The 24,231-nt window shown below is 56.8% G+C and carries 19 protein-coding genes and 2 tRNA genes; 11 read left to right on the forward strand and 10 right to left on the reverse strand.

All coding sequences use genetic code 11. The features are described from left to right. The first annotated feature begins 10 nt into the window (after window positions 1-10). Complete coding sequence (locus tag SPG90_RS09840) at window positions 11-2,200, forward strand: TonB-dependent siderophore receptor (protein ID WP_248161982.1); 2,190 nt, start codon at window positions 11-13, stop codon at window positions 2,198-2,200. Between the two features lie 164 nt (window positions 2,201-2,364). Next, window positions 2,365-2,440, forward strand: a tRNA-Asn gene (locus SPG90_RS09845). 83 nt (window positions 2,441-2,523) lie between these two features. On the opposite strand, the gene SPG90_RS09850 is transcribed toward SPG90_RS09845, so the two are convergent. After that, window positions 2,524-2,913 (reverse strand): RidA family protein, encoded by a 390-nt coding sequence (locus SPG90_RS09850; RefSeq protein WP_023312340.1) that lies wholly within the window; start codon window positions 2,911-2,913, stop codon window positions 2,524-2,526. A gap of 141 nt (window positions 2,914-3,054) precedes the next feature. Here SPG90_RS09850 and SPG90_RS09855 point away from each other — a divergent pair, with 141 nt between their 5' ends. Next, complete coding sequence (locus tag SPG90_RS09855; protein ID WP_248191221.1) at window positions 3,055-3,975, forward strand: LysR family transcriptional regulator; 921 nt, start codon at window positions 3,055-3,057, stop codon at window positions 3,973-3,975. A 75-nt stretch (window positions 3,976-4,050) separates the two neighbouring features. Here the strand turns inward: SPG90_RS09855 and SPG90_RS09860 are convergent, their stop codons facing one another. The 3 genes from SPG90_RS09860 to SPG90_RS09870 all read right to left on the reverse strand — a co-directional run bounded on the left by SPG90_RS09860 (window position 4,051) and on the right by SPG90_RS09870 (window position 5,782). Then, window positions 4,051-4,353 carry an XRE family transcriptional regulator gene (locus tag SPG90_RS09860; protein WP_029741460.1) on the reverse strand — a complete coding sequence of 101 codons (303 nt, stop codon included), beginning with the start codon at window positions 4,351-4,353 and terminating at the stop codon, window positions 4,051-4,053. 4 nt (window positions 4,354-4,357) lie between these two features. Then, window positions 4,358-4,711, reverse strand: coding sequence for a type II toxin-antitoxin system RelE/ParE family toxin (locus SPG90_RS09865; protein ID WP_322408106.1), 354 nt, complete (start codon window positions 4,709-4,711; stop codon window positions 4,358-4,360). A 177-nt stretch (window positions 4,712-4,888) separates the two neighbouring features. Further along, window positions 4,889-5,782: a LysR substrate-binding domain-containing protein gene (locus SPG90_RS09870; protein WP_322408107.1), complete on the reverse strand. Its 894-nt coding sequence runs from the start codon at window positions 5,780-5,782 to the stop codon at window positions 4,889-4,891. A gap of 170 nt (window positions 5,783-5,952) precedes the next feature. Here SPG90_RS09870 and SPG90_RS09875 point away from each other — a divergent pair, with 170 nt between their 5' ends. Then, a complete protein-coding gene (locus SPG90_RS09875) occupies window positions 5,953-6,561 on the forward strand; it encodes a glutathione S-transferase family protein (RefSeq protein WP_057060296.1) in 609 nt (202 codons plus the stop codon). Window positions 6,562-6,604: 43 nt separating this feature from the next. Here SPG90_RS09875 and cbl read toward each other — a convergent pair whose 3' ends face one another. Further along, complete coding sequence (cbl, locus tag SPG90_RS09880) at window positions 6,605-7,555, reverse strand: HTH-type transcriptional regulator Cbl (RefSeq protein WP_010432106.1); 951 nt, start codon at window positions 7,553-7,555, stop codon at window positions 6,605-6,607. 96 nt (window positions 7,556-7,651) lie between these two features. Continuing rightward, window positions 7,652-8,569, reverse strand: coding sequence for a nitrogen assimilation transcriptional regulator NAC (gene nac / locus SPG90_RS09885; protein ID WP_064790942.1), 918 nt, complete (start codon window positions 8,567-8,569; stop codon window positions 7,652-7,654). A 320-nt stretch (window positions 8,570-8,889) separates the two neighbouring features. Between nac and SPG90_RS09890 the strand changes: the two genes are divergently transcribed. Continuing rightward, window positions 8,890-8,965 (forward strand) — tRNA-Asn (locus tag SPG90_RS09890). Between the two features lie 156 nt (window positions 8,966-9,121). On the opposite strand, the gene ldtA is transcribed toward SPG90_RS09890, so the two are convergent. The 3 genes from ldtA to SPG90_RS09905 form a co-directional block, all read right to left on the reverse strand. Beyond that, window positions 9,122-10,018, reverse strand: coding sequence for a L,D-transpeptidase (gene ldtA, locus SPG90_RS09895; protein WP_045403124.1), 897 nt, complete (start codon window positions 10,016-10,018; stop codon window positions 9,122-9,124). A 61-nt stretch (window positions 10,019-10,079) separates the two neighbouring features. Beyond that, entirely contained in the window at window positions 10,080-12,773 is a 2,694-nt protein-coding gene (locus SPG90_RS09900) for a cation-transporting P-type ATPase (RefSeq protein ID WP_045620731.1), read from the reverse strand. Between the two features lie 47 nt (window positions 12,774-12,820). After that, window positions 12,821-13,252 carry a universal stress protein gene (locus SPG90_RS09905; RefSeq protein WP_029741859.1) on the reverse strand — a complete coding sequence of 144 codons (432 nt, stop codon included), beginning with the start codon at window positions 13,250-13,252 and terminating at the stop codon, window positions 12,821-12,823. A 396-nt stretch (window positions 13,253-13,648) separates the two neighbouring features. Here SPG90_RS09905 and SPG90_RS09910 point away from each other — a divergent pair, with 396 nt between their 5' ends. Genes SPG90_RS09910 through SPG90_RS09920 form a run of 3 tightly spaced genes read left to right on the forward strand, consistent with a single transcriptional unit; the run spans window position 13,649 to window position 18,758 of the window. After that, window positions 13,649-14,734, forward strand: coding sequence for an efflux RND transporter periplasmic adaptor subunit (locus SPG90_RS09910; RefSeq protein ID WP_047173638.1), 1,086 nt, complete (start codon window positions 13,649-13,651; stop codon window positions 14,732-14,734). Beyond that, window positions 14,734-17,796, forward strand: coding sequence for an efflux RND transporter permease subunit (locus tag SPG90_RS09915; RefSeq protein WP_045403114.1), 3,063 nt, complete (start codon window positions 14,734-14,736; stop codon window positions 17,794-17,796). The genes SPG90_RS09910 and SPG90_RS09915 overlap by 1 nt, the downstream gene beginning before the upstream one ends. Beyond that, on the forward strand, window positions 17,793-18,758 hold the full coding sequence (locus SPG90_RS09920; protein ID WP_045403111.1) for an acyltransferase: 966 nt from the start codon (window positions 17,793-17,795) through the stop codon (window positions 18,756-18,758). The genes SPG90_RS09915 and SPG90_RS09920 overlap by 4 nt, the downstream gene beginning before the upstream one ends. Here SPG90_RS09920 and pagP read toward each other — a convergent pair. Next, entirely contained in the window at window positions 18,755-19,330 is a 576-nt protein-coding gene (pagP, locus tag SPG90_RS09925; RefSeq protein ID WP_045403108.1) for a lipid IV(A) palmitoyltransferase PagP, read from the reverse strand. The genes SPG90_RS09920 and pagP overlap by 4 nt on opposite strands. Window positions 19,331-19,583: 253 nt before the next feature. Here pagP and shiA point away from each other — a divergent pair, with 253 nt between their 5' ends. From shiA to SPG90_RS09940, 3 genes are all read left to right on the forward strand, one after another. After that, window positions 19,584-20,900 (forward strand): shikimate transporter, encoded by a 1,317-nt coding sequence (gene shiA / locus SPG90_RS09930; RefSeq protein ID WP_045403105.1) that lies wholly within the window; start codon window positions 19,584-19,586, stop codon window positions 20,898-20,900. Between the two features lie 73 nt (window positions 20,901-20,973). Further along, window positions 20,974-22,428 carry an AMP nucleosidase gene (locus SPG90_RS09935; protein WP_023312354.1) on the forward strand — a complete coding sequence of 485 codons (1,455 nt, stop codon included), beginning with the start codon at window positions 20,974-20,976 and terminating at the stop codon, window positions 22,426-22,428. Window positions 22,429-22,446: 18 nt separating this feature from the next. After that, a complete protein-coding gene (locus SPG90_RS09940; protein ID WP_322408108.1) occupies window positions 22,447-24,213 on the forward strand; it encodes an aminopeptidase P family protein in 1,767 nt (588 codons plus the stop codon). The last annotated feature ends 18 nt before the right edge of the window (window positions 24,214-24,231 follow it).

The raw sequence follows: 24,231 nt of genomic DNA on the forward strand, positions 1-24,231 counted from the left end.
CAACATAACAATGAAACGTTCTCATCTTTGGGTTTTAAATCCTTGCTTGCTTGCAATGCTTTCTACCTCTGCGTGGGCGGAAGAACAAAAGGAAGAAAATATCGTTGTCTCCGCCAGCCGCGCGCACCGCAGCGTGGCGGAGATGGCGCAGACCACCTGGGTCATTGAGCGGGCTGAAATTGAGCAGCAGGTTCAGGGCGGGAAAGAGATTAAAGAGGTGCTGGCGCAGCTGATCCCGGGCATGGACGTCAGCAGCCAGGGCCGTACCAACTACGGCATGAACCTGCGCGGCCGCTCCATGATGGTGATGGTGGACGGCGTTCGCCTGAACTCGTCCCGCAGCGACAGCCGCCAGCTGGACTCTATCGATCCGTTCAACATTGACCGTATCGAAGTGATCTCCGGCGCCACCTCGCTCTACGGCGGCGGCAGCACCGGCGGCCTGGTGAACATCGTCACCAAAAAGGGCCAGCCGGATACCGAGGTTGAGTTCCAGACCGGGGCAAAAAGCGGGTTTAATAGCCACAACGATCACGATGAGAACGTGTCGGCAGCCGTAAGCGGCGGCAACGACAACGCCTCCGGTCGTCTGTCGGTGTCCTATCAGCGCTACGGCGGCTGGTATGACGGCAAAGGCAACGAGGTGATTATCGATAACACCCAGACCGGCCTCCAGTATTCCGACCGTATTGATGTAATGGGCACAGGCACCATCAACATTGACGATCGTCAGCAGCTGCAGCTGACGACGCAGTACTACAAGAGCGAGTCCGACGGCAAGCATGGGCTGTATCTCGGGAAGAACTTCTCGGCGGTAACGGGCGATGCGACCGCGTACAACAAAGATAATATCGATTCTGACCGCGTACCGGGTACCGAGCGCCATCTGATTAACCTACAGTATTCCAATACCGACTTCTGGGGCCAGGATCTGGTCGCGCAGATTTACTATCGCGACGAGAGCCTGACCTATTATCCGTTCCCGACCCTGACCAAAGGCGTGGTGAGCAGCATCGGCGCGTCCCAGCAGAAAACCGATTTTTACGGCGGCAAGCTGACGCTGAACAGCAAGCCGGTGGACGATTTAACGCTGACCTGGGGTGTGGATGCCGACCACGAAACCTTCGATGCCAACCAGCAGTTCTTTAACCTGAGCAAGGCCGCTGCGAGCGGCGGCATGGAGTTGGATAACGCCTACAACGTGGGCCGTTACCCGGGCTACAGCATCACCAACCTCGCCCCGTTCCTGCAGGCCAGCTACGACATTGACGCCATCACCCTGAGCGGCGGCGTGCGTTATCAGTACACCGAGAACAAGGTAGACGACTTTGTCGGTTACACCCAGCAGCAGGCCATCGCCACCGGGAAAGCCACCTCCGCCGATGCGGTGCCGGGTGGGAAAACCGATTACAATAACTTCCTGTTTAACGCCGGGATCCTCGGTCGCCTGACCGAACAGCAGCAGCTGTGGTTTAACTTCTCCCAGGGCTTCGAAATTCCGGACCTGGCGAAGTACTACGGCTCCGGCACCTATCAGCTCAGCAACGGTCACTATCGCCTGCTGAACAGCGTCAACGTGAACGACTCGACGCTGGACGGTATCAAGGTCAACGCTTATGAGCTGGGCTGGCGCTACACCGGCGATAACCTGCGCACGCAGGTCGCGGCGTATTACTCGCTCTCGGATAAAACCATCACCATCAACAAGACGGATATGACCATCAACCTGGAAGACGACAAGCGTCGTATCTACGGGGTGGAAGGTCAGGTGGACTATTTCTTCACCGACAGCGACTGGAGCACCGGTGCGAACTTTAACGCCATCAAGTCTGAAACCCGCGAAAACGGGAAATGGGAGAAGCTGACGGTCGACAGCGCCAGCCCGTCGAAAGCCAGCGCCTGGGTCAACTGGGCGCCGGGCGACTGGACCCTGCGCGTACAGAGCACGCAGACCTTTGACGTGTCAGACTCCGACGGCAAGAAGATCGATGGCTATAACACGGTCGACTTCCTGGGCAGCTACGCCCTGCCGGTGGGTAAGGTCAGCTTCAGCGTGGAAAACCTGCTGGACAAAGACTACACCACCGCCTGGGGCCAGCGCGCGCCGGGGCTGTATAGCCCAACCTACGGTGCGCCGGGGCTGTATACCTATAAAGGCCGCGGACGTACCTTTGGTCTGAACTACTCCGTACTGTTCTGATCCTGAGCGCCGCCTGCGGGCGGCGCATTTTGCTGTGTAATTTCAACGCGAATTTGCTATAAAATCAGCGATTTGCTGAAATTGTCGGCAAACGAAAGAAAAGTGCGTTTTCACCCTTTGACAAGGCGTACCGAGGTCGCTACTATGCGCCTCGTTCACACGATTCCTCTGTAGTTCAGTCGGTAGAACGGCGGACTGTTAATCCGTATGTCACTGGTTCGAGTCCAGTCAGAGGAGCCAAATTTGAAAAGCCTGCTTTTAAAGCAGGCTTTTTGCTTTTCTGCGTTCGGATAATTTGCCGTATGGCAAAAAGCTCCTGTCGCTTAGGGCAGCCTGGCAATCACCTTAATCTCAAACTGGAATCCGTACAGCCACGTCACGCCGATCCCAGTCAACGTAGGGTAAGGCGCTTCCCCCCAATATTCTGGCAGGATACTCCAGATTGCGTCGAGGTTTGACTCAGGATCGACGACAAAGAGGGTAACGTCAACCACGTCATCGAACGTGCAGCCCGCAGCTGCGAGAACAGCATTAAGGTTATCGAATGCCAGCCGGATCTGCGCGTTGAGATCCTCTTCAGGCGAACCATCCTCCCGGCTACCTACCTGTCCCGAAACAAACAGGAAGCCGTTAGATTTGATGGCGGGTGAATAGCGATTACGCTCGTAGAGCGCCTGTCGTCCTAATGGAAAAACGGCTTCGCGTGTTGTCATGTTTGTGCCTCTGTAATGGGGCGAAATCTGCCCGGTGAACATAAAGACACTTTACAGGTGCCAGATCGGGCGGATAAACAAGCGACTTTGTTCATCATTGTTTGTAATATCCAAACAATCTGCGAAAAGAGAGGACCTGGGATGGATCGTTTCGATGCGATGCGCGCCTTTGCTCGCGTAGTGGAGGCAGGCAGTTTCACCAGGGCTGCCCAAACGCTTCATATGAGCAAAACCACGGTGACGCAGCTTATTCAGCAGCTCGAAGCTCGCCTGCGCGTAAAGCTGCTCCATCGCACCACCCGCAGGCTCGGTGTGACTCCTGATGGCGCGGTCTACTACGAGCGCGTCATCCGCCTGCTGGCGGACATGGAAGATGCTGAAAACAGCCTGTCCAGTGCGGCAATTACGCCCAGAGGACGGCTACGGGTAGATGTGCCCACTCCTCTCGCCCGCCTGGTGCTGGTGCCCGCGCTACCGGCTTTTCACGCGCGCTACCCTGATATCCAGTTCGACATGGGCGTGAGTGACCGGGTGGTGGATCTGATCGGCGACAACGTGGATTGCGTCGTGCGCGGCGGGGGAATCAATGACCAGTCCCTGATCGCACGCCATGTTGGCGATTTGCAAATCGGTGTTTACGTCGCACCGAGTTACGTGGAACGCCTCGGCGCCCCTGCGCACCCGCGAGAGCTGGAAAACACGGACCATCGCATAGTGGGATTCTTGTCCTCACGCACCGGTAAGATTGATCCTCTGGTACTGAACGGTGAGAGTGTACGTATTGAAATCACGGGAAGCTATGTGCTTGCAGTGGATGATGGCAACGCCTACCTCGAAGCCGGGCTCGCGGGATTAGGCGTGATTGCGCTACCCGTCTATATGGCGGCAGCGCATCAGGCATGTGGTTCCTTGATTCCGCTATTTGAAGACTGGCGTATTGATCCAATGCCCCTGTATCTGGCATTTCCGCCGAACCGCCACGTTAACGTCAAACTGCGCGTTTTTATTGATTGGATCGTTGAATTGATGCAGCAGCATGTCCCCACTTCTACCCATAAGTAACTGCATCTATTCGTTCATCACCGCGAGTGACGGTCATGCTGGCGGTTTTGAAGCAGGTTTTTTTGCTTTTCTGCCCTACAGCACGAACTCATAGTGCGAGCCATCCGGCAGCTCCACATCAAGCCGCAGCTTTCCGCCCGCCGCCTCAACGTAGCGCTTGAGAGAAGAGAGTTTCAAATCGCGCCCGGGCTTTTCCATTACCGCAACGGTAGGTTGCCTGATACCCAACGCCTGCGCCATTTCTACCTGCGTTTTTTGTACTTTCTCGCGTAACTCAGCAAGATGAATGTTGAGCAAAATATCCGTTGCTATCGCCTGAGCGCTGGCGACAACCTCCGGCTTTTCATCCGCTATAAGCTGCTCAAGGGTTCTTCCCATCGCGCTATTCCCTCTCTTTTAATGTATTCAGCCAGTGAGTGAATTCCCGGTCAGCAACGAGAAGCATCTCATCGTAGAATCGCCTTTCATTGCCGACCTTATTGCCCGCACAAAGCACGATACCCGTGCGGTTTGGATCAAAGGCGAAAAACGCCCGCAAGGGATCGCCCTTACTCTGAATACGTAGCTTTTTCATGTTGCTGTGACGAGAGCCTTTAAGCGTATCGGCGTAGGGTCTCGATAAACCCGGCCCCTTCTCTCGCAAAACAAGCAGGGCTGCAAGTACGCTGGCGCGTTCGGTATCTTCAAGCGAAGTAAACCAGCGATCAAACCTGTCCGTCGTGTTAATTGCCGACACAAGGCCTCCCATCCAATATAGATCAAAAACTATATACATGCAAAGCTATAGCGATGATTATGCAGAGATGGAAAAGCAGAATCTTGTGGGGTTACGGAAAGACTGAACGCGTGCCGGAGTAATTCTGTGTATCCCTTGTTGGATATTCATTTTGTTACGAGCAGCATCGAAAAAAGTTCAGCAGCCCGTCAACTGCCGCCAGACCGCCACCTCCTCATCCAGCCATGCGACAAAAAGAGCCACCTCCGGCTTCGTCTCCGTTGACCGCGCTGTCACCAGCCAGTAAGGCCAGGGATACGGCGCGGTAATGGAGGTTAGCTGGATCAGTTCCCCCCGGGTGATGGCATCCTGAACCAGAGAGCGGCGCTCCAGCGCGATCCCTTTCCCGAGCCGAACAGCTTCGATAATGATATTGGAGTCGTTAATGCATAAACCGCCAGGCACGATCTCTTTCTCCAGCCCCGCATTCACGCACCACGTTTTCCACGACTCCATGGAAAAAATAATATGACTTTTTGCAATCTCAGCCGGCGTAGCGGGCAACACACCGTCGTTATAGCCAGGCGCGGCCACCACAATAAGCTCATCGGAAAAAAGGTACTGGCTTTCACTCCCTTCCCAGTTTCCCTTCCCCATTCGTATCGCGATATCTGTTCCTTCCTGCTGCAGGCTGGTGACCGTCAGGCTGGCCAGGATCCGAAGGGTGATAAGCGGATATTTCGCCCGAAAGCGTTCCAGACGCGGCAACAGCCAGTGGCATCCAAAAGACGGCACCATCGCCAGCGTCAGCTCCTGCTTTCTCGGCTTCACCTGTACGAGCCGGGTGGCATCCGCAATATGGTTCAACGCCTCGCGTACCTGTAAGGCATATAGCCGCCCTTCTTCGTTGATCTGCACCCCGCGTCCCTGACGGATAAAGAACTTTACGCCCACCATCTCCTCCAGCAGTTTGATCTGCTGGCTGATTGCGGAATGGGTAACGTGGAGTTCTTTCGCCGCCAGCGTCACGCTGCCAAGACGGGCGACGGCTTCAAAGCTTCGCAAACTGGCAATGGGTGGAAAATCCGACATGAAAGCTCTCCCTTATCCGCGCTGGATGTATAACGGCAACTTGCCAACATGTCAGTAATACTAACCTTTACGGTAAGATACGGAAGATATTCGCCAGGAAGTTTATATTGTACTGTCTGTTCATCCTCTTCAATGACGCGTTATTTCACAGAGACAGGAAAACGGGAACGATGATTAAGCTTGTTGGCATGATGGATTCACCTTATGTACGGCGCGTGGCGATCTCCCTTGAGCTTTATGGCGTTGAGTTTGAAAGCCAACCGCTGTCGGTCTTTAGCACTTTCGAAGCGTTCTCCCGAATCAACCCCGCGGTAAAAGCGCCCACGCTGATTCTGGATAACGGAGTACGTTTGATGGATTCGTCGCTGATACTGAATTATTTCGAGGCTCAGGCCGCACCCGAGCGGAGGCTCCTGCCCGTCGCGCCGGATGCGCTGGCAAACGATCTTCAGACGCTGGGCTTTATCCTCGCCGCCGCGGAGAAAGCAGTGCAAAATGTGTATGAACACCACCAGCGCCCGTTGGAAAAGCAGCACGCTTTATGGGTCGAACGCATTACAACCCAGCTGCTGGCGGCCTGCAGGGAATGGAATGCCTTACTGAAGACGCGTCCGGCCTCCGCCGATCCCGATCAGGTTGCCGTCACGAGCACGGTTGTCTGGACGTTTATTCAGTCGATGATTCCGCACGTCGTTAACGCAGCGGATTTTAGAGAGATTCAGGCGGCTGCCGAATCATTTGAATCACAGGCGGTCTTTAAAAAATATCCGTTCAACTAAGCGATGAGCCCGGTCAGCGCAGCGCTACCGGGCAAACCAGCGCCTAAATCTGATAATCAATCGCCACTTCTTCCGGTTCCATCACCTGGCGTTTAATCTCATCCACCGAAAGCCCGGCGTTGCAGAGCTCGATAAAGCGCCACACGTAGTTGCGCTGCAGCTGCCCGCGCTTCAGGCCAAGCCATACGGTGTTAGCGTCAAACAGGTGACGCGTATCAAGACGCACCAGGTTCCCGTCCTCGCGTTCTCCGCTGGACTGTTCCGCCACCAGACCAATGCCCAGACCCAGCTCGACGTAGGTTTTGATCACGTCAGAATCCTGCGCGCTCAGCACCACGTCCGGCGTTAACCCTTTGCGGTTGAAGGCTTCATCAATACGCGAGCGTCCGGTGATCCCCTGGCGGTAGGTAATGAGCGGCCATTTCGCAATGTCTTCCAGCGTCAGGGGAGAGACCTGATTGAGCGGATGATCGACCGGGAGTAATAAGCTGTGGTACCAGCGGAACCAGGGGAACGCCACCAGCAGCGGGTCGTTGCTCAGGCGTTCGCTGGCTATGCCGATATCCGCCCCACCGTTTTGCAGCAGCACTTCAATTTCCTGCGGCGTGCCCTGGATAAGCTCCAGACGGACGTCGGGGAAAAGTTCGCGGAACGCTTTAATCACCGGCGGCAGGCTGTAGCGCGCCTGGGTGTGGGTGGTGGCGATGGTGAGTACGCCCGAAGCGTCATTGGTAAAGAGATCCGCCAGACGACGCACGTTGCTGGCCTCGTTGAGGATCCGCTCAGCGATGGTGAGCAGAGCCTTACCCGGCTCCGTCATGCCGAGCAGCCGCTTGCCGCGACGGATAAAGATCTCGATGCCCAGCTCCTCTTCCAGCTCGCGGATATGGCGGCTGACGCCGGACTGAGAGGTATAAAGCATATTGGCGACCTCGGTCAGGTTGTAGTCCCGCCTGGCCGCCTCACGGATAATTTTAAGTTGCTGGAAATTCACGATTCACTCCGGCGCATCTGACATAGCTCTATTGTTAGAGTCAGCCGCGCTGCAGAACAAATAATAAAAACCAGCATCTTATGCTTTTATGGAATATCAGCTCACGAGCAGGAGTTCACGGTTCTCAAGCGACGGCTTGCTGACCAGCGACATCAAAATCTCTTTTACCGCCTGCGCCTGCGGCGACAGCGAACCGCGTGCAGACATGTTCAGCGACAGCGGCAGGCTCATCGAAGGCGTGGTAATGCGCGCCATCCAGCCGTTCGCCGCGCTGCACAGCGAGCGGGCTGCGGATTCCGGCAGAACCGTCACACCCATTCCGCTGGCAATGGCCGCGGTGAGCGTGGAGATTGAGTCAATTTCGCCGATGATTTTGGCCGTCAGGCGGCGCAGTGAGAACGCTTCGTCCACGCGCACGCGCACGGCGCTGTAGTCGCGCGGCAGATAAAGGTTCATCTCTGCCACGGCGGTAAGGTCTACGCTCTGGCCCGGACAGTCGCGGGTGCCCACGAGGTAGAGATCTTCTTTCAGCAGCGGCTGGCTGGTGATGCCGGCGACCGGGGAGCGATCGTAAAGGACCGCCATATCCAGCTGGCCGTTGAGCAGTTTGTCATTCAGCACGGAGCCGCTGTTTTCGTGCAGGTAGACCAGCACCTCAGGCAGCTCGGCGCGAACGGCCTGCAGCAGCGGCATGGTAATAGAGGACGCGGCAGTTCCCGGCGCCAGGCCGATAGAAACGTGTCCGCTCAGGGTCTGGCCCACGTTATTCACCGCCAGCTGCGCCTGTTCACACTGGCGAAGGATGGTGCGCGCATGGGTATACAGGATCTTGCCTGCTTCCGTTGGCGTGACGCCGCGTTTGGTGCGGATCAACAGCTGCTGATCCATCTCGCCTTCCAGAGTAGCCACCTGCTGGCTCAGCGCAGGCTGCGCGATATGCAGCACTTCTGCCGCTTGAGTCAGGCTGCCGATATCGACGATTTTTACGAAGTATTTCAGTCGTCTTAAGTTCATTTTGCCCCCTGTTCGAAATGCTGTGCCGGAACCGGCTGTCGTTGTTGAACAGGTTTTGCAATATAAATGCCACTTTTACCAGGCGGTCTAAATTGTTCGCTAAGCGCCTGAAAATAAGGAAACCTAATTACAGAGGGGGGTTTTATTACCGAAACAGCAGTTTATGATCTGCCCCATTAGGGGTATGCCCGCACCATGACGGTGCATTCCGCTGCCAAAAACATCACTTTGCCGATTTTGTCAGCAAACGATCAAAAGGCTTTGATCCACCCTTTGACAAGGCGAACGCAGGTCGATAATATGCGCCCCGTTCACACGATTCCTCTGTAGTTCAGTCGGTAGAACGGCGGACTGTTAATCCGTATGTCACTGGTTCGAGTCCAGTCAGAGGAGCCAAATCTGAAAAGCCTGCTTTTAAAGCAGGCTTTTTGCTTTTCTGCATCTCGAAAATTGTCGGGTGGCGGCTTCGCCTTACCCGACCTCCGGGGCTCGTGTGTGCCCCCTCTCCCGTGGGAGAGGGTTGGGGTGAGGGCACCAGACCGCACTATGCCTTTACATGCCGAACTTCACCGGCATCCCGGACCGCCGTTCCAGTTCGGCTCCTGCCCCCTCGTTTATCAGCTGCGTCCGCTGCGCGGCGGAGATGGGCAGCGGCACTTTCCGGGTCGATTCAAATTCCGCTCGGTTGCGTGATAATGGCTCGTGAACTTCCACCCAGCGGCTACCGTCCGGCTCGGTGGTGACTTTAACCGGCCTGTCGATAAGCTGCACGCGGGTGCCTACGGGAACGTTATCGAAAAGATACTTGATGTCGTTATTACGCAGACGAATACAGCCCTGACTTACCCGCAGCCCGATGCCGAAATTCGAGTTTGTGCCGTGAATGGCATACAACCTGCCGATATAAATGGCATACAGCCCCATCGGGTTATCCGGCCCGGCGGGTACGAATGCCGGAAGCGTTTTCCCTTCTGCCGCATAGGCACGGCGCGTGTTCGGCGTCGGAGACCAGGTTGGCCCCTCCTGCTTACGCTCAACGGCCGTCACCCAGTTACGCGGGGTTTCGCGTCCGGCCTGACCTATGCCGATGGGCAGAACTTCAACGGTATTACCGCCAGGCGGATAATAGTAGAGACGCATTTCCGCAGCATTCACGATAATGCCCTCGCGGACGGTGTCGGGCAAAATCAGCTGCTGAGGGATCACCAGCCGGGTGCCGGATTTAGGCAAAAAAGGATCTACGCCCGGGTTCGCTTCCAGCAGATTGCTCAGCCCCTGCCCGTGCTGCGCGGCAAAGGCTTCCAGAGGCAGCGTGTTACCTTCAGGAACGGTGATGATAATCGGGGTTCCCACCAGACGACTGCCTTCCGGCGGAAGCGTATAGGTTACGGCAAACGCACCGGGTACAGCGGCACACAGCGTAAGGACGAACCAGGTAAGTCGAATCATAGTTTTCTGCGCTCAAAAAAGAGAAAGCCCGGACTCAGGCAGGCTTTCTCAGTTTACGCTATTACGCTTCGGTTTTGCGCCACCTGCGCGTCAGCACTTTCTCCGCCTCGACAATAAGGAACATCACAAAACCAATCAGGAAGGTGATGACCCAGTAGCGGAACGGCAGCGCTTCGGTGCCAAACAGCATCTGCATGAACGGTGCGTAAATGATAAGAAGCTGTAGCGCCAGCAGTACGCCGCTCACGATCCAAATCCCTTTATTCGCCAGCAGGCCTTTGCTCAGCGAGAAGCCGTCATTCACGCGGCAGTTAAGCATGTAGAACCACTGCGCGGTCACCAGGGTTTGCAGCAGCACGGTGCGGATAAATTCCGCCGAATAGCCGCGCGGCTGTAGCCAGGCTTCCAGCACGAAGGCGCTAATGGCAATCATCAGACCGACAAACACCACGCGCCAGATGGCATAGCCGTCCATCACATGGAGATTAGCCTTGCGCGGTGGCCGGTTCATGATGTCCTTCTCACCCGCTTCAAACGCCAGGCCAAACGACAGCGTTGCTGACGTGGCCATGTTCATCCACAGGATCAGGACCGGCGTCAGCGGGATCAGGTTCCCCGCCAGCAGCGCGATGATGATCAGCAGAGCCTGCGCGATGTTGCTGGGGATAACGAACAGAATGGTCTTTTTCAGGTTGTCGTAAACCCGGCGTCCCTCGTGCACCGCGCTGGCAATGGTGGCAAAGTTGTCATCCGTTAACACCATGTCGGCGGCCTCCTTGGTCACTTCCGTCCCCTTAATCCCCATGGCGATACCCACATCCGCCCGCTTGAGCGCCGGGGCATCATTTACGCCATCCCCGGTCATGCCCACGACTTCCTGCTTACTTTGCAGGGCCTGCACAAGGCGGAATTTATCCTCCGGGCTGGTTCGGGCGAAAATATCGTACTGCTGCGCGGCGTCGCTCAGCTGACGATCGTCCATCGCCTCCAGCTCACGTCCGGTAACAGCGCTTGCGGCGTTACCAATCCCCAACATTTGCCCAATGCTCATGGCCGTTTGCGGGTGGTCGCCGGTGATCATTTTCACGCGGATCCCGGCCTGCAGACAGTCGGCAATGGCGGTAATGGCCTCCGGACGCGGCGGATCCATCATTCCGGCAATGCCCAGCAGGATCACGCCGTCATGCAGGTCCGGGTGATCCAGCTCGCGTTGCCCCTCGCGGGCAGGTTTCCAGGCCGCGGCCACCATGCGCAGACCTTCCCGGGCATACTCTTCAATCTTCCCTTCCCAGTAAGGCTGATCGAACGGCTGCAGCCCGTCATTCGTCTGCTGGTACTGGCAGAGGCGGAACAGGACGTCCGGCGCGCCGGTGATTAAAATCACCTCTTCATCACCCAGCCGGTACAGGGTGGACATGTATTTATACTGTGAATCAAACGGGATTTTGCTGCGCATTTCGGTATCGACCGGAGGGAGCGGGATTTTCGCCGCCAGCACCTTCAGCGCGCCCTCGGTTGGGCCCCCGGTGATTTTCCACAGCCCCTGCTCGTCTTTGATCAGCTGGCTGTCATTACAAAGGTCAATGGTGCGCAGGTAGCGTTCCAGCAGGGAACCCTGCGTCACGCTGACGGGCGTTGGGTCATCTACGGGGTGAATATTCCCCACCGGTTCGTAGCTGTCGCCCTCCACGCGATAGGTCGTGTCAGCGGTTATCACCGCTTTGACCGTCATTTCATTCATCGTCAGGGTGCCGGTTTTATCCGAACAGATGACCGTCATCGCCCCCAGCGTTTCAACCGTAGGCAGCTTGCGAATGATGGCCTTGCGGCGCGCCATGGCCTGTACGCCAAGCGAAAGGATGATGGAGATGATGGCCGGCAGGCCTTCCGGCACGGCGGCAACGGCGAGGCTGATAAGCGACAGCACCAGTTCAGAAACCGGCATATCCCGGAACAGGAGGCTAAAGACAAACAGCGCCACCATCATCACCAGGATAGTGATGAAGATGGTCTTACCGAGCTTGTCCATCTGCACCATCAGCGGCGTGCGGTGCTTTTCAATGTCGGACATCATCTGATTGATGTGGCCCAGCTCGGTCTCCCCCCCGGTTGCTACCACAACGCCTTTACCGCCGCCGGAGCTGACGGTGGTGCCCGAGTAGAGCAGATTATACCGGTCACCTAAGGGCAGTTCCCCGCTTAACGCATCGCTGTTTTTCTCAACAACGGTGGATTCGCCGGTCAGGATGGCCTCCTCCACGCGAAGGTTATGCGCTTCAATCACGCGCAGGTCCGCAGGGATACGATCCCCGGCGCGGATCACCACGATATCTCCCGGGACCAGCGCCGTAGTGGGGATCGTTTCATGATTCCCCTGTCGTACCACCACGGCTTCGCTGGAGAGCATATTGCGAATGCTCTGCAACGATTTTTCAGCATTGCTCTCCTGGATATGGCCAATCAGCGCGTTAATGATGGCAACCCCAAGGATCACAAACATGTCTACCCAGTGGCCCATAAAGAGCTTAAGCAACGCGGCCACCAGCAGCACGTAAATCAATACGTCGTTAAAATGCGCCAGGAAGCGCAGCCAGGCGGGTTTGCCCTTTTTTTGCGGTAACGCATTCTCACCGTGCTGCTGAAGTCGGGCTGATGCCTCTGTGCCGCTGAGGCCTTCCAGGGTGGAGTGAATATTCGACAGGGTTTCGTCAACGGTTTGTTGATAATACGGACGTTCAGGTTTTCCTGTTTTCATCGTTCCTTCCTCAGGTTCTATTCAGAAATCACCTTGCTTCTCTGTAATTAACGAATAACGAAAACAGGAACATGAGCGTAACGAACAATACTTGCCGCCTCAGATCCTAACAAATGGGTTTGAATATTTGGATTTCGCGAGCCGACAATAATCGCGCCGACGGCAAGTTCATCCGCCAGCTTAATAACCTCATCACGAACATTCCCGCTACGGACGTGGAGATGAACACGCTCTTCTGGCAGATTTACTTTTTTGACCAGGTCAGACAGCTTTTCTTTCGAATTATTAATCATATATTCATCCATTTTGCGCGCATCTGAAATAAAACCACGCGTCAGTTCGGCTGAAAACTTGGGCATGACGTGCAGCAAATGAATGTCACCCGATGCGCTTTGCGCCAGAAACTGTGCATGCTGCAACGCCTTATCCGCCAGGCTTGTCTCGTAGACATCCACCGGAACGAGAATGTTTTTATACATATCGAGCATCCTTTTTATAACCAACACGAGAGTGAATGAAGCAAAAAAACGCATTAAATGCAGGGGGTTGCCCTTAATGCCAGCTACGGTAAAAAAGATGGATAATATTAAACGTAGCACAGGAATATCAGGTTTAGCGCTTCCCCACTGATAATGGTTATTTAACATTTATCTTTTCGCCGACTATGCTCATAGTCAGCCACCGCTTCCGGCTCATGGAGGAATGTATGTATGGTTTAAGCCTGATCCGCCTGGGTATGTTTATTGCACTTGCCATTATCGCCAGCACGGCGATTGGTTTATTTACCTATATGGTCGTCACTGTTCTGGCAGAATAGTGGCACCCCCTGTCCAGGTGATGGAATAAATAAAACAGTTATTTATTAGGGGAATACAGTGAACCGCTACCTCTCTCTTTTACCGTTCGTTTTGTTAACGCTCACGGCGTGCGACCCGAAACCGAAGCAAGCCGCCCCCCTGCCCAGGATGGTAAAAGTGGCGGAGGTGACGGTTCCCGGTCACGCCCGGCAGCGCGTTTTTCCCGCCCGCATTGAATCGGGCGATGCCACAGACCTTTCCTTCAAGCGCGCCGGTCAAATTGAAGCGCTCGATGTGCGTCAGGGCGCAGCCATCAAGCAGGGGCAACAGCTTGCCAGACTGAACGCCCGTGAAGCCCAGCAGCGGGTTAACGACAGACAAACGGCGGCGACGCTGGCCCAGAGGCAGTTCGATCGCTTCCAGACGCTGGCGGGCCGTCAGGCGATTTCGAAAGCAGAAATGGACGTGCAGCGTGCGAACCGCGATTCGGCGAATGCGGCGCTACAGATTGCCCGGGAAGAGCTGAATCAGATGACGCTCGTCGCCCCCTTCAGCGGGACGGCGGCCAGCGTACATGTCCGAAACCATCAGGTGGTGTCTGCCGGTCAGCCCATTGCCACGTTAACCCGTACCGATCTGCTGGACGTGGTGTTCAGTATCCCTGAAAACCTGTTTAAGGCCTTTGATATCCGCAACGCGCAGTATCGCCCCGTGGTGAAAATTAACGCCATGCCGGATCGGGAATTTACCGCCGTCTACAAAGAGCATTCGGGCAGCAGCGACAGCAATACCCTGACCTGGCAGGTGATACTGACCATGCCGCGGCCAGATGATTTTCCCGCCGTCGGCGGCGTAAGCGGTACGGTGACCATCAATTTAACCAACCTCCCGGCGGGCGCGGACGCTCAGGCGCTGGTCGTACCGGTTGAGGCAGTCTTTAACCCGAACAACAGCCCGCGCAACGAGCCGCACGTCTGGGTCGTGACGGGCGAAGGCGACGCGCTCCATCTCGAAGACCGCAAGGTCAGCGTGGGGCAAGTGAGCACCGAAGGGGTGGTGATTACCAGCGGGCTTAAGGCAGGCGAACGCGTGGTGGCCGCGGGCGTTGGGGAGCTCCATGCTAACCAGCCGGTACGTATCTGGACGCGTGAACGGGGACTGTAATGGATATCTCTCGTCAATTTATTAATAACCCTGTTCGCGTCTGGCTAACGATCCTGCTGCTGGGCATCGGGGGTATTTTTGCCCTGTTGAATATCGGCAGGCTGGAAGATCCCGCCTTTACCATCAAAACCGCAGTGGTGGTCACCCACTACCCCGGCGCATCCGCTCAGCAGGTTGAAGAGGAGGTGACGCTTCCGCTGGAGAATGCCCTTCAGCAGCTGCCTTATCTGGACAACGTGAGCTCCATCTCTTCAAACGGTCTGTCGCAAATCACCGTTAACATCGCTTCTCGCTATCACTCGAACGAGCTGCCGCAGATTTGGGATGAACTGCGACGCCGCGTAGGCGATGCCTCGCGTCAGTTTCCGCCCGGCGTCGTCACGCCCTTTGTGAATGACGATTTCGGCGACGTGTTCGGCTTCTTCTTCGCCATTTCCGGAGATGAATTCAGTAATCCTGAACTGGTGAGATATGCGGAGCAGCTGCGCCGGGAGTTAATTCTGATACCCGGCGTCGCGAAGGTCGCCATCGGCGGGGCGATTAGCCAACAGGTCAACATCGATATCTCCCTGACCAAAATGGCCGCGCGCGGCATTACGCTGAACCAGCTTTCCGCCCTGCTCAACAGACTTAACGTCGTTTCCAGCGCAGGAGAAATCACCTCCGGCACCGAATCCATTCGCCTGCACCCGACCGGTGAGTTCGAGAATCTTGATGAACTGGCGGATATCATCATCACGCCTTCCGGCACCGGGGCGGCGACGCGTCTGCGGGATATCGCCACGCTGTCGCGCGGGCTGAACGAATCGCCGGCCAGTATCTACCATGCCAACGGCAAAAAAGCCGTCACCATGGGCGTCTCGTTTATTCCCGGCGTGAACGTTATCGACGTGGGCCACGCGCTGGAGGCGAAGCTAAGCCAGATGTCGGCGGAAAAACCGGCAGGCATACAGATAAATCTGTTTTACGATCAGGCAGCCGAAGTGGGCCACTCCGTTAACGGTTTTATTATTAACTTCCTGATGGCGCTGGCGATTGTCATCGGCGTGCTGCTGATCTTTATGGGCGTACGCAGCGGGATCATCATCGCGGTTTCTCTCGCCCTTAACGTGCTGGGCACGCTGCTGATTATGTATCTGTGTGGCATTGAGCTACAGCGCATCTCGCTCGGGGCGCTGATTATCGCCCTCAGCATGCTGGTGGATAACGCCATCGTGATTGTCGAAGGGGTGTTGATTGCCCGACAGCAGGGCTCGCCACTGCTGACCGCCGTGAACTACATCATCCGCCGCTCCGCCCTGCCGCTGCTGGGGGCGACGGTGATTGCCATACTGGCGTTTGCCCCTATCGGGCTGTCGCAGGATTCCACCGGGGAATATTGTAAATCCCTGTTCCAGGTGCTGCTGATTTCCCTGATGCTGAGCTGGTTCTCGGCGCTCACCCTCACCCCGGTGCTGATTAAGTGGTGGTTGTTTAAAAACGACAGCGCGCCCGATAAAACCGACGAGTCAGATCCTTACGACAAACGCCTCTACCGCGCCTACCAGCGCCTGCTTAACGCGCTGCTGCACCATAAGGCACCGACGCTCATTGTGATGGCTGCGCTGCTGGCAGCCTCTGTCTGGGGCTTCGGCGCCGTGCGGCAAAATTTTTTCCCGTCGTCTAATACGCCGATTTTCTTTGTCGACCTGTGGCTACCCTACGGTACCGATATCAAGTGGACTGAGAAAATGACCAGCGATATTGAAAAGACGATCAATGGCCAGCCGGGCGTGGAGACCACCGTCTCAACCATTGGTCAGGGAAGTATGCGCTTCATTCTGACCTACAGCGGACAGCGCCAGTACAGCAACTATGCGCAGATCATGGTGCGCATGGACGACCAGCGCAACATCTCCGCCCTAACGCGCCACGTTGACGAGTACATCGCGCGAAACTATCCGCAGGTCAACGCCAGTACCAAACGCGTCATGTTTGGCCCCTCCGGCGACAGCGCCATTGAGGTGCGCATTAAAGGCCCCGACCCTGACAGGCTGCGCCTGATTGCCAGCCAGGTGGACGACATCCTCACCCGCGACCCGGCCACGGGCAGCGTCAGGAACGACTGGCAAAACCGCAGCAAGGTGATCCGCCCACAGTACGTTGCCGCCCTGGGCCGTGAGCTTGGCGTAGATAAGCAGGACGTTGATAACGCGCTGGAGATGAACTTCTCCGGCAGCCGGGCGGGGCTGTACCGGGAAGGCAGCGACCTGCTCCCGGTCGTGGTGCGCCCGCCTGAGAGCGAACGGCTGGACGCCAATCACCTGAACAACGTGCTGGTGTGGAGCCAGACGCGGCAGCAGTATATCCCGCTGAGTAACGTCGTCAGCCGCTTCTCGCTGGAGTGGGAAGATCCGCTCATCCTTCGACGCGACCGCTCGAGGGTGCTGACGGTGCAGACGGACCCGGACCCGCTGAGCCAGCAAACCTCCGGGGACATTCTCGCCCGCGTGAAGCCGCAGATTGATGCCCTTAGCCTGCCACACGGCTACAGCATCGAGTGGGGGGGCGACGCGGAAAACTCCAGCGAAGCGCAGCAGGGGCTATTCACTACGCTACCTCTCGGGTATCTGGTGATGTTTGTTATCACCGTACTGATGTTCAGCTCGGTAAAAAATGCCGTCGCCATCTGGCTGACCGTGCCGCTGGCGTTGATTGGCGTCACGCCTGGATTCTTGATTACCGGTATCCCGTTCGGCTTTATGGCGCTGATTGGCCTGCTGAGCCTGAGCGGCATGCTCATCCGTAACGGCATCGTGCTGGTGGAAGAGATCGAACAGCAGAAAACGCAAAAGGACCAGCACGAGGCGATCGTGTACGCCGCCACCTCGCGCCTGCGCCCTATCCTGCTCACCGCTTTCACGACCGTACTGGGCCTGGCTCCGCTGCTGCTGGACGTTTTCTTCCAGAGCATGGCCGTTGTCATTATGTTTGGACTGGGATTTGCTACAATCCTGACGCTGCTGGTACTCCCCGTGATTTATGCGTGTTTCCATCGTAAGGACGAAGCCAAACAACAATGAATGCGACAGGGCTGAACATTATCAAAACGCTGGGCTGTATGACGGCGGTCACCTTCTTCACCATCTATAATACCTGGGATCATTATGATTATGACTATCACTGGATCCTGGGGTTTTTAACCTTTATCTCGACAATTGCCACGCCGCTGTTTTTTGTGGTTGCGGGCTATCTCGACGGACAATCCCGGCACGGCACCCGCTGGCAGCTGGGTAAAATTAAAAGCCTGGTGATTGTTTTTCTGTTCTGGATAACGATCTACTACCTGTGGGAGCCCTATCAGCGCGGCTATTTAATCCAGCCCTGGTTCGTGTTTGCGTTTGTGGTGATTTACACCTTCCACCCGGCGGTGGAGTGGCTCAGCCAGCGGCGAGCGCTGTTCTGCGGCGCGATTGCCGCCCTGCTGCTCTTTTCCTACGGATACGATCTGCTATCGGCGCTTTATCCTGAAACGCATGTCCTTTCTCTTTCACCACAGTATCGGCTGTGGACGTGGCTGCTGTTTTATCTGACGGGGCAACTCTTCTGCGACCCGAAAGTCGCCGAGTGGATTAGCCGCAAAAATGTGGTCAGGGCGGCGGTTGTCGCCATCCCGTTTATCTACCTCTTCACCTGGTTTTACGAGCGCCACTTCTTCTTCGCGCTGTTCAAGGCGGACAGAAACGCCTTTATTCTCACCGGCTCTCAAATTTACATTTTGATCATCGCGCTGGTGATTGCGGCAAACGGCGTGCGCTTTCGCCGCAATGCTGAATTTAAAGAGTCCATTCTGGCCGCCATCAGCAAAACGATGACCGGCGTGTACATTGTGCATTACTCGGTGTTTCATCTGCTGACGGCGCTCATACCGGTGACCTCTCTCGGTATGAAGCTGGCGCTGATTGTGCTTACGTTCGTCACCTCTGTTCTCTTCTCCATGCTGGTATTGTCTAACGCCGTGGCAAAAAAGGTGATCACCCTTTAAAAGCCTAAGCGCAGCCAGGCAAAAAGCACGTTGCCGTTGTTATAGGTTCCAGGAATATAGGTGAACTGGACGGTAACGCGCTTGTAGCCGGCAGAGAACAGCGGGAAAATGAACGGTAGCGGTACATAGTTTGCAAAATCATCTCGCGCCGTGATTCCCGCTGCAGCACCGAGCCCAAGGCGGAAATCTTTGGCATTATCCAGATACCAGCCCTTCTCCCAGCCATAGCCCATCGCGGGCTGCCATTCGTTGTGCGAGTCCTTGAACATCATCGCGAAAAGCGCGCTCCAGTTGCCCTCTTCGTTATAGCGGGAAACGCCCAGGCCACCGCCCCACGGCATTTCGTTGTACTTATCGGTTTTTTCTTTGTCGTACATAAAGCGAGCGTGCCAGCTCAGAAACGGCAGGTACAGATCGTAACGTTGAGGCTGCTCCCAGGTTTGCGAAATATCGTCCGTCAGCGCGTTCCACCAGCCGCTGATACGCTGTTCACCATAGACGTTGGGCTCCGCATGAAGCGGTGCGACGAATAAAAACAGAATCATCCAGAATGCCGAAAAGGTGCGTTGCATCGTTATTCCCTCAGCTTAACTCACGCGCGGTCACTATTACTGTAAACCATTCAACCTGTAACGGAGCCAGAAGACACAATTATCTCGCTGCAGGCGAAGATGAAATTTATTTATTCAGCACCTTCAGGAAAGATAAAAACGTTTTCTCGGGCGTTTTGTCGCGGTAGTCTCATAGGTTCCGTTTATATAACGGCGCAATGTGAGTGACCTTTTCTTATACCAATAATTAAAAATTAGTACGGACAGGACAACTATGGACTCCACCCTCATCTCCGATCGTCCCAACGAGGAGACCCCTTCGCTCAATCGTGCCCGCCGCGCCGCACTCGGCAGCTTCGCGGGTGCCGTCGTCGACTGGTATGATTTTCTGCTTTACGGCATTACCGCCGCGCTGGTGTTTAACCGCGAATTCTTCCCCCAGGTCAGCCCTGCGATGGGCACGCTCGCCGCGTTTGCCACCTTCGGCGTTGGCTTTCTGTTTCGCCCGCTGGGGGGTGTGATCTTCGGCCACTTCGGCGACCGTCTCGGCCGCAAGCGCATGCTGATGCTCACCGTCTGGATGATGGGGATCGCCACCGCGCTTATCGGTATTCTCCCCTCGTTTGCCTCTATCGGCTGGTGGGCACCGGTACTGCTGGTCACCCTGCGCGCCATCCAGGGCTTCGCCGTAGGCGGCGAATGGGGCGGTGCGGCGCTGCTGTCCGTTGAGAGCGCGCCGAAGCACAGAAAAGCGTTCTACAGCAGCGGCGTACAGGTCGGGTACGGCGTAGGCCTTCTGCTTTCCACCGGGCTGGTATCGCTAATCAGCCAGCTTACTACCGACGAGCAGTTCCTGAGCTGGGGCTGGCGCATTCCGTTCATCTTCAGCATCGTGCTGGTCATCGCTGCGCTGTGGATCCGTAACGGGATGGAGGAGTCGGCTGAGTTTGAAAAACAACAGCTGGAAAAACCGCTCGCCAAAAAGCGTCTGCCTGTGATGGAAGCGCTGGTTCAGCACCCTGGCGCTTTTCTGAAAATTATCGCCCTGCGCCTGTGCGAGCTGCTGACGATGTATATCGTCACCGCGTTTGCCCTGAACTACTCGACGCAGAATCTCGGTCTGCCGCGCGAGCTGTTCCTGAATATTGGCCTGCTGGTCGGCGGGATCAGCTGCCTGACAATCCCCTGCTTCGCGTGGCTGGCGGACAGGTTTGGCCGCCGTCGCGTTTACATCACCGGGGCGCTGATTGGCACCCTCAGCGCCTGGCCATTCTTTATGGCGCTGGAGGCGCAGTCGATCTTCTGGATTGTCTTCTTCGCCATCATGCTCGCCAACATCGCTCACGACATGGTGGTGTGCGTGCAGCAGCCGATGTTCACCGAGCTGTTTGGCGCAAGCTACCGCTACAGCGGCGCGGGCGTGGGCTACCAGGTGGCAAGCGTGGTCGGCGGCGGATTTACGCCGTTTATTGCCGCCGCGCTGGTGACCTTCTCCGGCGGCAACTGGCACAGCGTGGCGATTTATCTGCTCGCCGGCTGCCTGCTGTCGGCGGCAACGGCGCTGCTGATGAAAGAGACGAGCCACCGCTGATCTCCCTTTTGTTTCACAGGCGTGTGACATACTATCGGGTAGAGTCGCACACCTGTGGAACAAGGAGACAGAGATGAATAATAAGGGCTCCAGCCTGACCCCGGCTCAGGCGCTGGAAAAACTCGACGCGCTGTATGAACAGTCCGTCAACGCGCTGCGCGGCGCCATCAGCGAATATATCGAAACAGGGAAACTTCCCGACCAAAAGGCCAGAACCGAGGGCCTTTTTGTTTATCCATCGCTCTCTGTGACCTGGGACGGCAGCGCCAGCAGTAATCCCAAAACCCGCGCCTACGCGCGCTTTACCCACTCCGGCTGCTACAGCACCACCGTCACCCGCCCTGCGCTGTTCCGCCCGTATCTTGAAGAACAACTCACGCTGCTGTACCAGGATTACGGCGCGCACATTGCCGTTGAGCCCTCCCAGCATGAGATCCCCTATCCCTACGTGATTGACGGTTCGGCGTTAACCCTTGACCGCTCCATGAGCGCGGGGCTGACCCGCCACTTCCCGACCACCGAGCTTTCACAGATTGGCGATGAGACGGCCGACGGGATTTATCATCCGGCAGAATTTTCTCCCCTGTCGCATTTTGATGCCCGCCGGGTCGATTTCTCCCTGGCGCGCCTGCGCCACTACACCGGTACGCCAGTCGAACATTTCCAGCCGTTCGTGCTCTTTACCAACTACACCCGTTACGTCGATGAGTTTGTCCGCTGGGGCTGCAGCCAGATCCTAGACCCGGAAAGCCCGTATATCGCGCTGTCCTGCGCGGGCGGGATCTGGATCACCGCTGAAACCGAAGCCCCCGAGCAGGCGATCTCCGACCTGGCGTGGAAAAAGCACCAGATGCCCGCCTGGCACCTGATCACCGCAGACGGTCAGGGCATCACCCTGATTAACATCGGCGTTGGCCCGTCAAATGCCAAGACCATCTGCGACCATCTGGCGGTACTGCGCCCGGACGTGTGGCTGATGATTGGCCACTGCGGCGGCCTGCGCGAAAGCCAGCTGATTGGCGACTACGTGCTGGCCCACGCCTATCTGCGCGATGACCACGTGCTTGATGCGGTCCTACCGCCGGATATCCCAATCCCGAGCATCGCCGAAGTACAGCGCGCGCTGTACGACGCCACCAAAGAGGTCAGCGGCATGCCGGGAGAAGAGGTTAAACAGCGCCTGCGCACCGGTACGGTCGTCACAACGGATGACCGCAACTGGGAGCTGCGCTACTCCGCCTCCGCGCTGCGCTTCAACCTGAGCCGCGCGGTGGCGATCGATATGGAGAGCGCCACCATCGCCGCGCAGGGGTATCGCTTCCGCGTCCCTTACGGCACGCTGCTGTGCGTCTCCGATAAGCCGCTGCACGGCGAAATTAAGCTGCCGGGCCAGGCCAACCGTTTCTATGAAGGAGCTATCTCAGAGCATCTGCAGATTGGTATTCGTGCAATTGATTTACTTCGCGCGGAGGGCGACAAGCTCCATTCGCGCAAGCTGCGCACCTTCAACGAGCCGCCGTTCCGCTAATCACGATAAGGAAAAACAATGTCCAGCACAAGACCGCTCTCTGCCCTGCGCCACTGGCTTGAGGCCAGCCAACTCGACGGGATGATCGTCCCGCGGGCGGATGCCTGGCAGAGCGAATACTGCGCGCCTTACGACGAAAAGCTGGCCTGGCTGACGGGCTTTGACGGTTCGGCCGGCGTGGCGCTGGTGCTGAAAAACAAAGCGCTGCTGTTCGTCGACGGGCGCTATCAGGTTCAGGCGCGCGTTCAGGTCAATACGGATGAGGTTGAGATTCACCATCTGCACAATGAGCCGCTGGCAGAATGGCTGGCAGAAAACGTTGAGGCGGGAACCCGCATTGGCTTTGATGCGATGTTAATGACAAATTCAGAGTTTGAGCAGCTGTCAGCCACGCCGTGCGAGCTGGTGCCGCTGAAGGCCTCGCCGTTTGACACGCTATGGACCGATCGCCCTGCCGCACCGGCGGGGCTTATCCGTGAAATGCCGGTTGAACACAGCGGTGAACGCAGCGCGGACAAACGTCAGCGCGTCGCCGCCGTGCTGGCAGAACACAATGCTGATTTCCTCGCCGTGACGCTGCCGGATAACATCGCCTGGCTGCTAAACGTGCGTGGATCAGATATCCCCTTTAGCCCGGTTCCTCTTTCCTTCGCCCTGCTCAGCCGTGATGGTAGCGTTGAGTGGTTTGTTAACGACAATAAGCTCAGCGCACTGCCTGACGGTGTGCGCAGTGCGTTCGCCGTTGCCCCGCAGGATACCTTTATTGAACGCTGCCAGCAGATTGCTGAAGGCAAACGGGTGATGATTGATGCCGATTCCGCGCCGGTGGCCCTGCGCTTCGCCGTTGAGCCACAGGGAGAAATTGTCTGGCGGACCGATCCCATCACCCTGATGAAAGCGACTAAAAATCCGGTCGAGCTGGCAGGCTATCGCAAGTGCCATCACCAGGACGGGGCCGCGTGGGTCAACTTCCTCGCCTGGCTGAGCCGTGAAGTGCCGCGGCGCGAGGCGGCAGGAAAACCGCTCACCGAGCTGGACGCGCAGGCGCAGCAGCTTGCGTTCCGTCAACAGCAGCCCGGGTTCATCGAGCAGAGTTTTGCAACCATCTCCGCCTCTTCGAGCAATGCGGCGATGTGCCACTATCACTCGAGCGAGGCCAGCAATAAGCCTATCGGCCATGACCATTTTTACCTGAACGATTCCGGCGGCCAGTATGTTAACGGCACCACCGACGCCACGCGTACGCTGGCGTGGGGGAAAGTCGATCCGCAGCAGCGCCTGCACTACTCCGCCGTGCTGAGAGGCTTTCTGTCGCTCATTACCCTGCAGTTCCCTTCCGGGACTCAGGGGCATCAGCTGGATGCGTTTGCGCGTCGCCCGCTGTGGGAGATGGGGCTGGATTACGATCACGGTACGGGACACGGCGTGGGGCACCAGCTGCTGATCCACGAGAACCCGCATCGCATCGCCAAAAAGGTCAATCCGTGGCCGCTGGTGGCGGGCAATATCATGACTATCGAGCCGGGCTACTATCTGGGCGACAGCCACGGTATTCGTATTGAAAATCAGGTGGAGATTGTGGAGAGCCGTCCGGGGTTCTGCAAATTTGCCTCGCTGACGCTGATCCCGATCGACTTAAGTCAGGTTGAGCTGCATCTGCTGAGCGAGCAGGAAAAGCAGTGGCTGGATGCGTATCACCGGCAGGTACGCGAGGTGCTTTCACCTCTGGTGAATAGCGATGCGCGTCCGTGGCTGGTGGAAGCGACAGCGTCGATTGGTGTGTAATTTCGTGCGGTCTGGTGC

It is taken from the genome of Enterobacter sp. D2 (assembly GCF_034427575.1).
Classification (GTDB): domain Bacteria; phylum Pseudomonadota; class Gammaproteobacteria; order Enterobacterales; family Enterobacteriaceae; genus Enterobacter; species Enterobacter cloacae_M.

Excerpts from the sequence above, each read along its gene's own strand:
- SPG90_RS09840 (WP_248161982.1), top strand. The coding sequence starts at position 11 with ATGAAACGTTCTCATCTTTGGGTTTTAAATCCTTGCTTGCTTGCAATG.
- SPG90_RS09850 (WP_023312340.1), bottom strand. The coding sequence starts at position 2,913 with ATGACAACACGCGAAGCCGTTTTTCCATTAGGACGACAGGCGCTCTAC.
- SPG90_RS09855 (WP_248191221.1), top strand. The coding sequence starts at position 3,055 with ATGGATCGTTTCGATGCGATGCGCGCCTTTGCTCGCGTAGTGGAGGCA.
- SPG90_RS09860 (WP_029741460.1), bottom strand. The coding sequence starts at position 4,353 with ATGGGAAGAACCCTTGAGCAGCTTATAGCGGATGAAAAGCCGGAGGTT.
- SPG90_RS09870 (WP_322408107.1), bottom strand. The coding sequence starts at position 5,782 with ATGTCGGATTTTCCACCCATTGCCAGTTTGCGAAGCTTTGAAGCCGTC.
- SPG90_RS09875 (WP_057060296.1), top strand. The coding sequence starts at position 5,953 with ATGATTAAGCTTGTTGGCATGATGGATTCACCTTATGTACGGCGCGTG.
- nac (WP_064790942.1), bottom strand. The coding sequence starts at position 8,569 with ATGAACTTAAGACGACTGAAATACTTCGTAAAAATCGTCGATATCGGC.
- ldtA (WP_045403124.1), bottom strand. The coding sequence starts at position 10,018 with ATGATTCGACTTACCTGGTTCGTCCTTACGCTGTGTGCCGCTGTACCC.
- SPG90_RS09900 (WP_045620731.1), bottom strand. The coding sequence starts at position 12,773 with ATGAAAACAGGAAAACCTGAACGTCCGTATTATCAACAAACCGTTGAC.
- SPG90_RS09905 (WP_029741859.1), bottom strand. The coding sequence starts at position 13,252 with ATGTATAAAAACATTCTCGTTCCGGTGGATGTCTACGAGACAAGCCTG.
- SPG90_RS09915 (WP_045403114.1), top strand. The coding sequence starts at position 14,734 with ATGGATATCTCTCGTCAATTTATTAATAACCCTGTTCGCGTCTGGCTA.
- SPG90_RS09920 (WP_045403111.1), top strand. The coding sequence starts at position 17,793 with ATGAATGCGACAGGGCTGAACATTATCAAAACGCTGGGCTGTATGACG.
- pagP (WP_045403108.1), bottom strand. The coding sequence starts at position 19,330 with ATGCAACGCACCTTTTCGGCATTCTGGATGATTCTGTTTTTATTCGTC.
- shiA (WP_045403105.1), top strand. The coding sequence starts at position 19,584 with ATGGACTCCACCCTCATCTCCGATCGTCCCAACGAGGAGACCCCTTCG.
- SPG90_RS09935 (WP_023312354.1), top strand. The coding sequence starts at position 20,974 with ATGAATAATAAGGGCTCCAGCCTGACCCCGGCTCAGGCGCTGGAAAAA.
- SPG90_RS09940 (WP_322408108.1), top strand. The coding sequence starts at position 22,447 with ATGTCCAGCACAAGACCGCTCTCTGCCCTGCGCCACTGGCTTGAGGCC.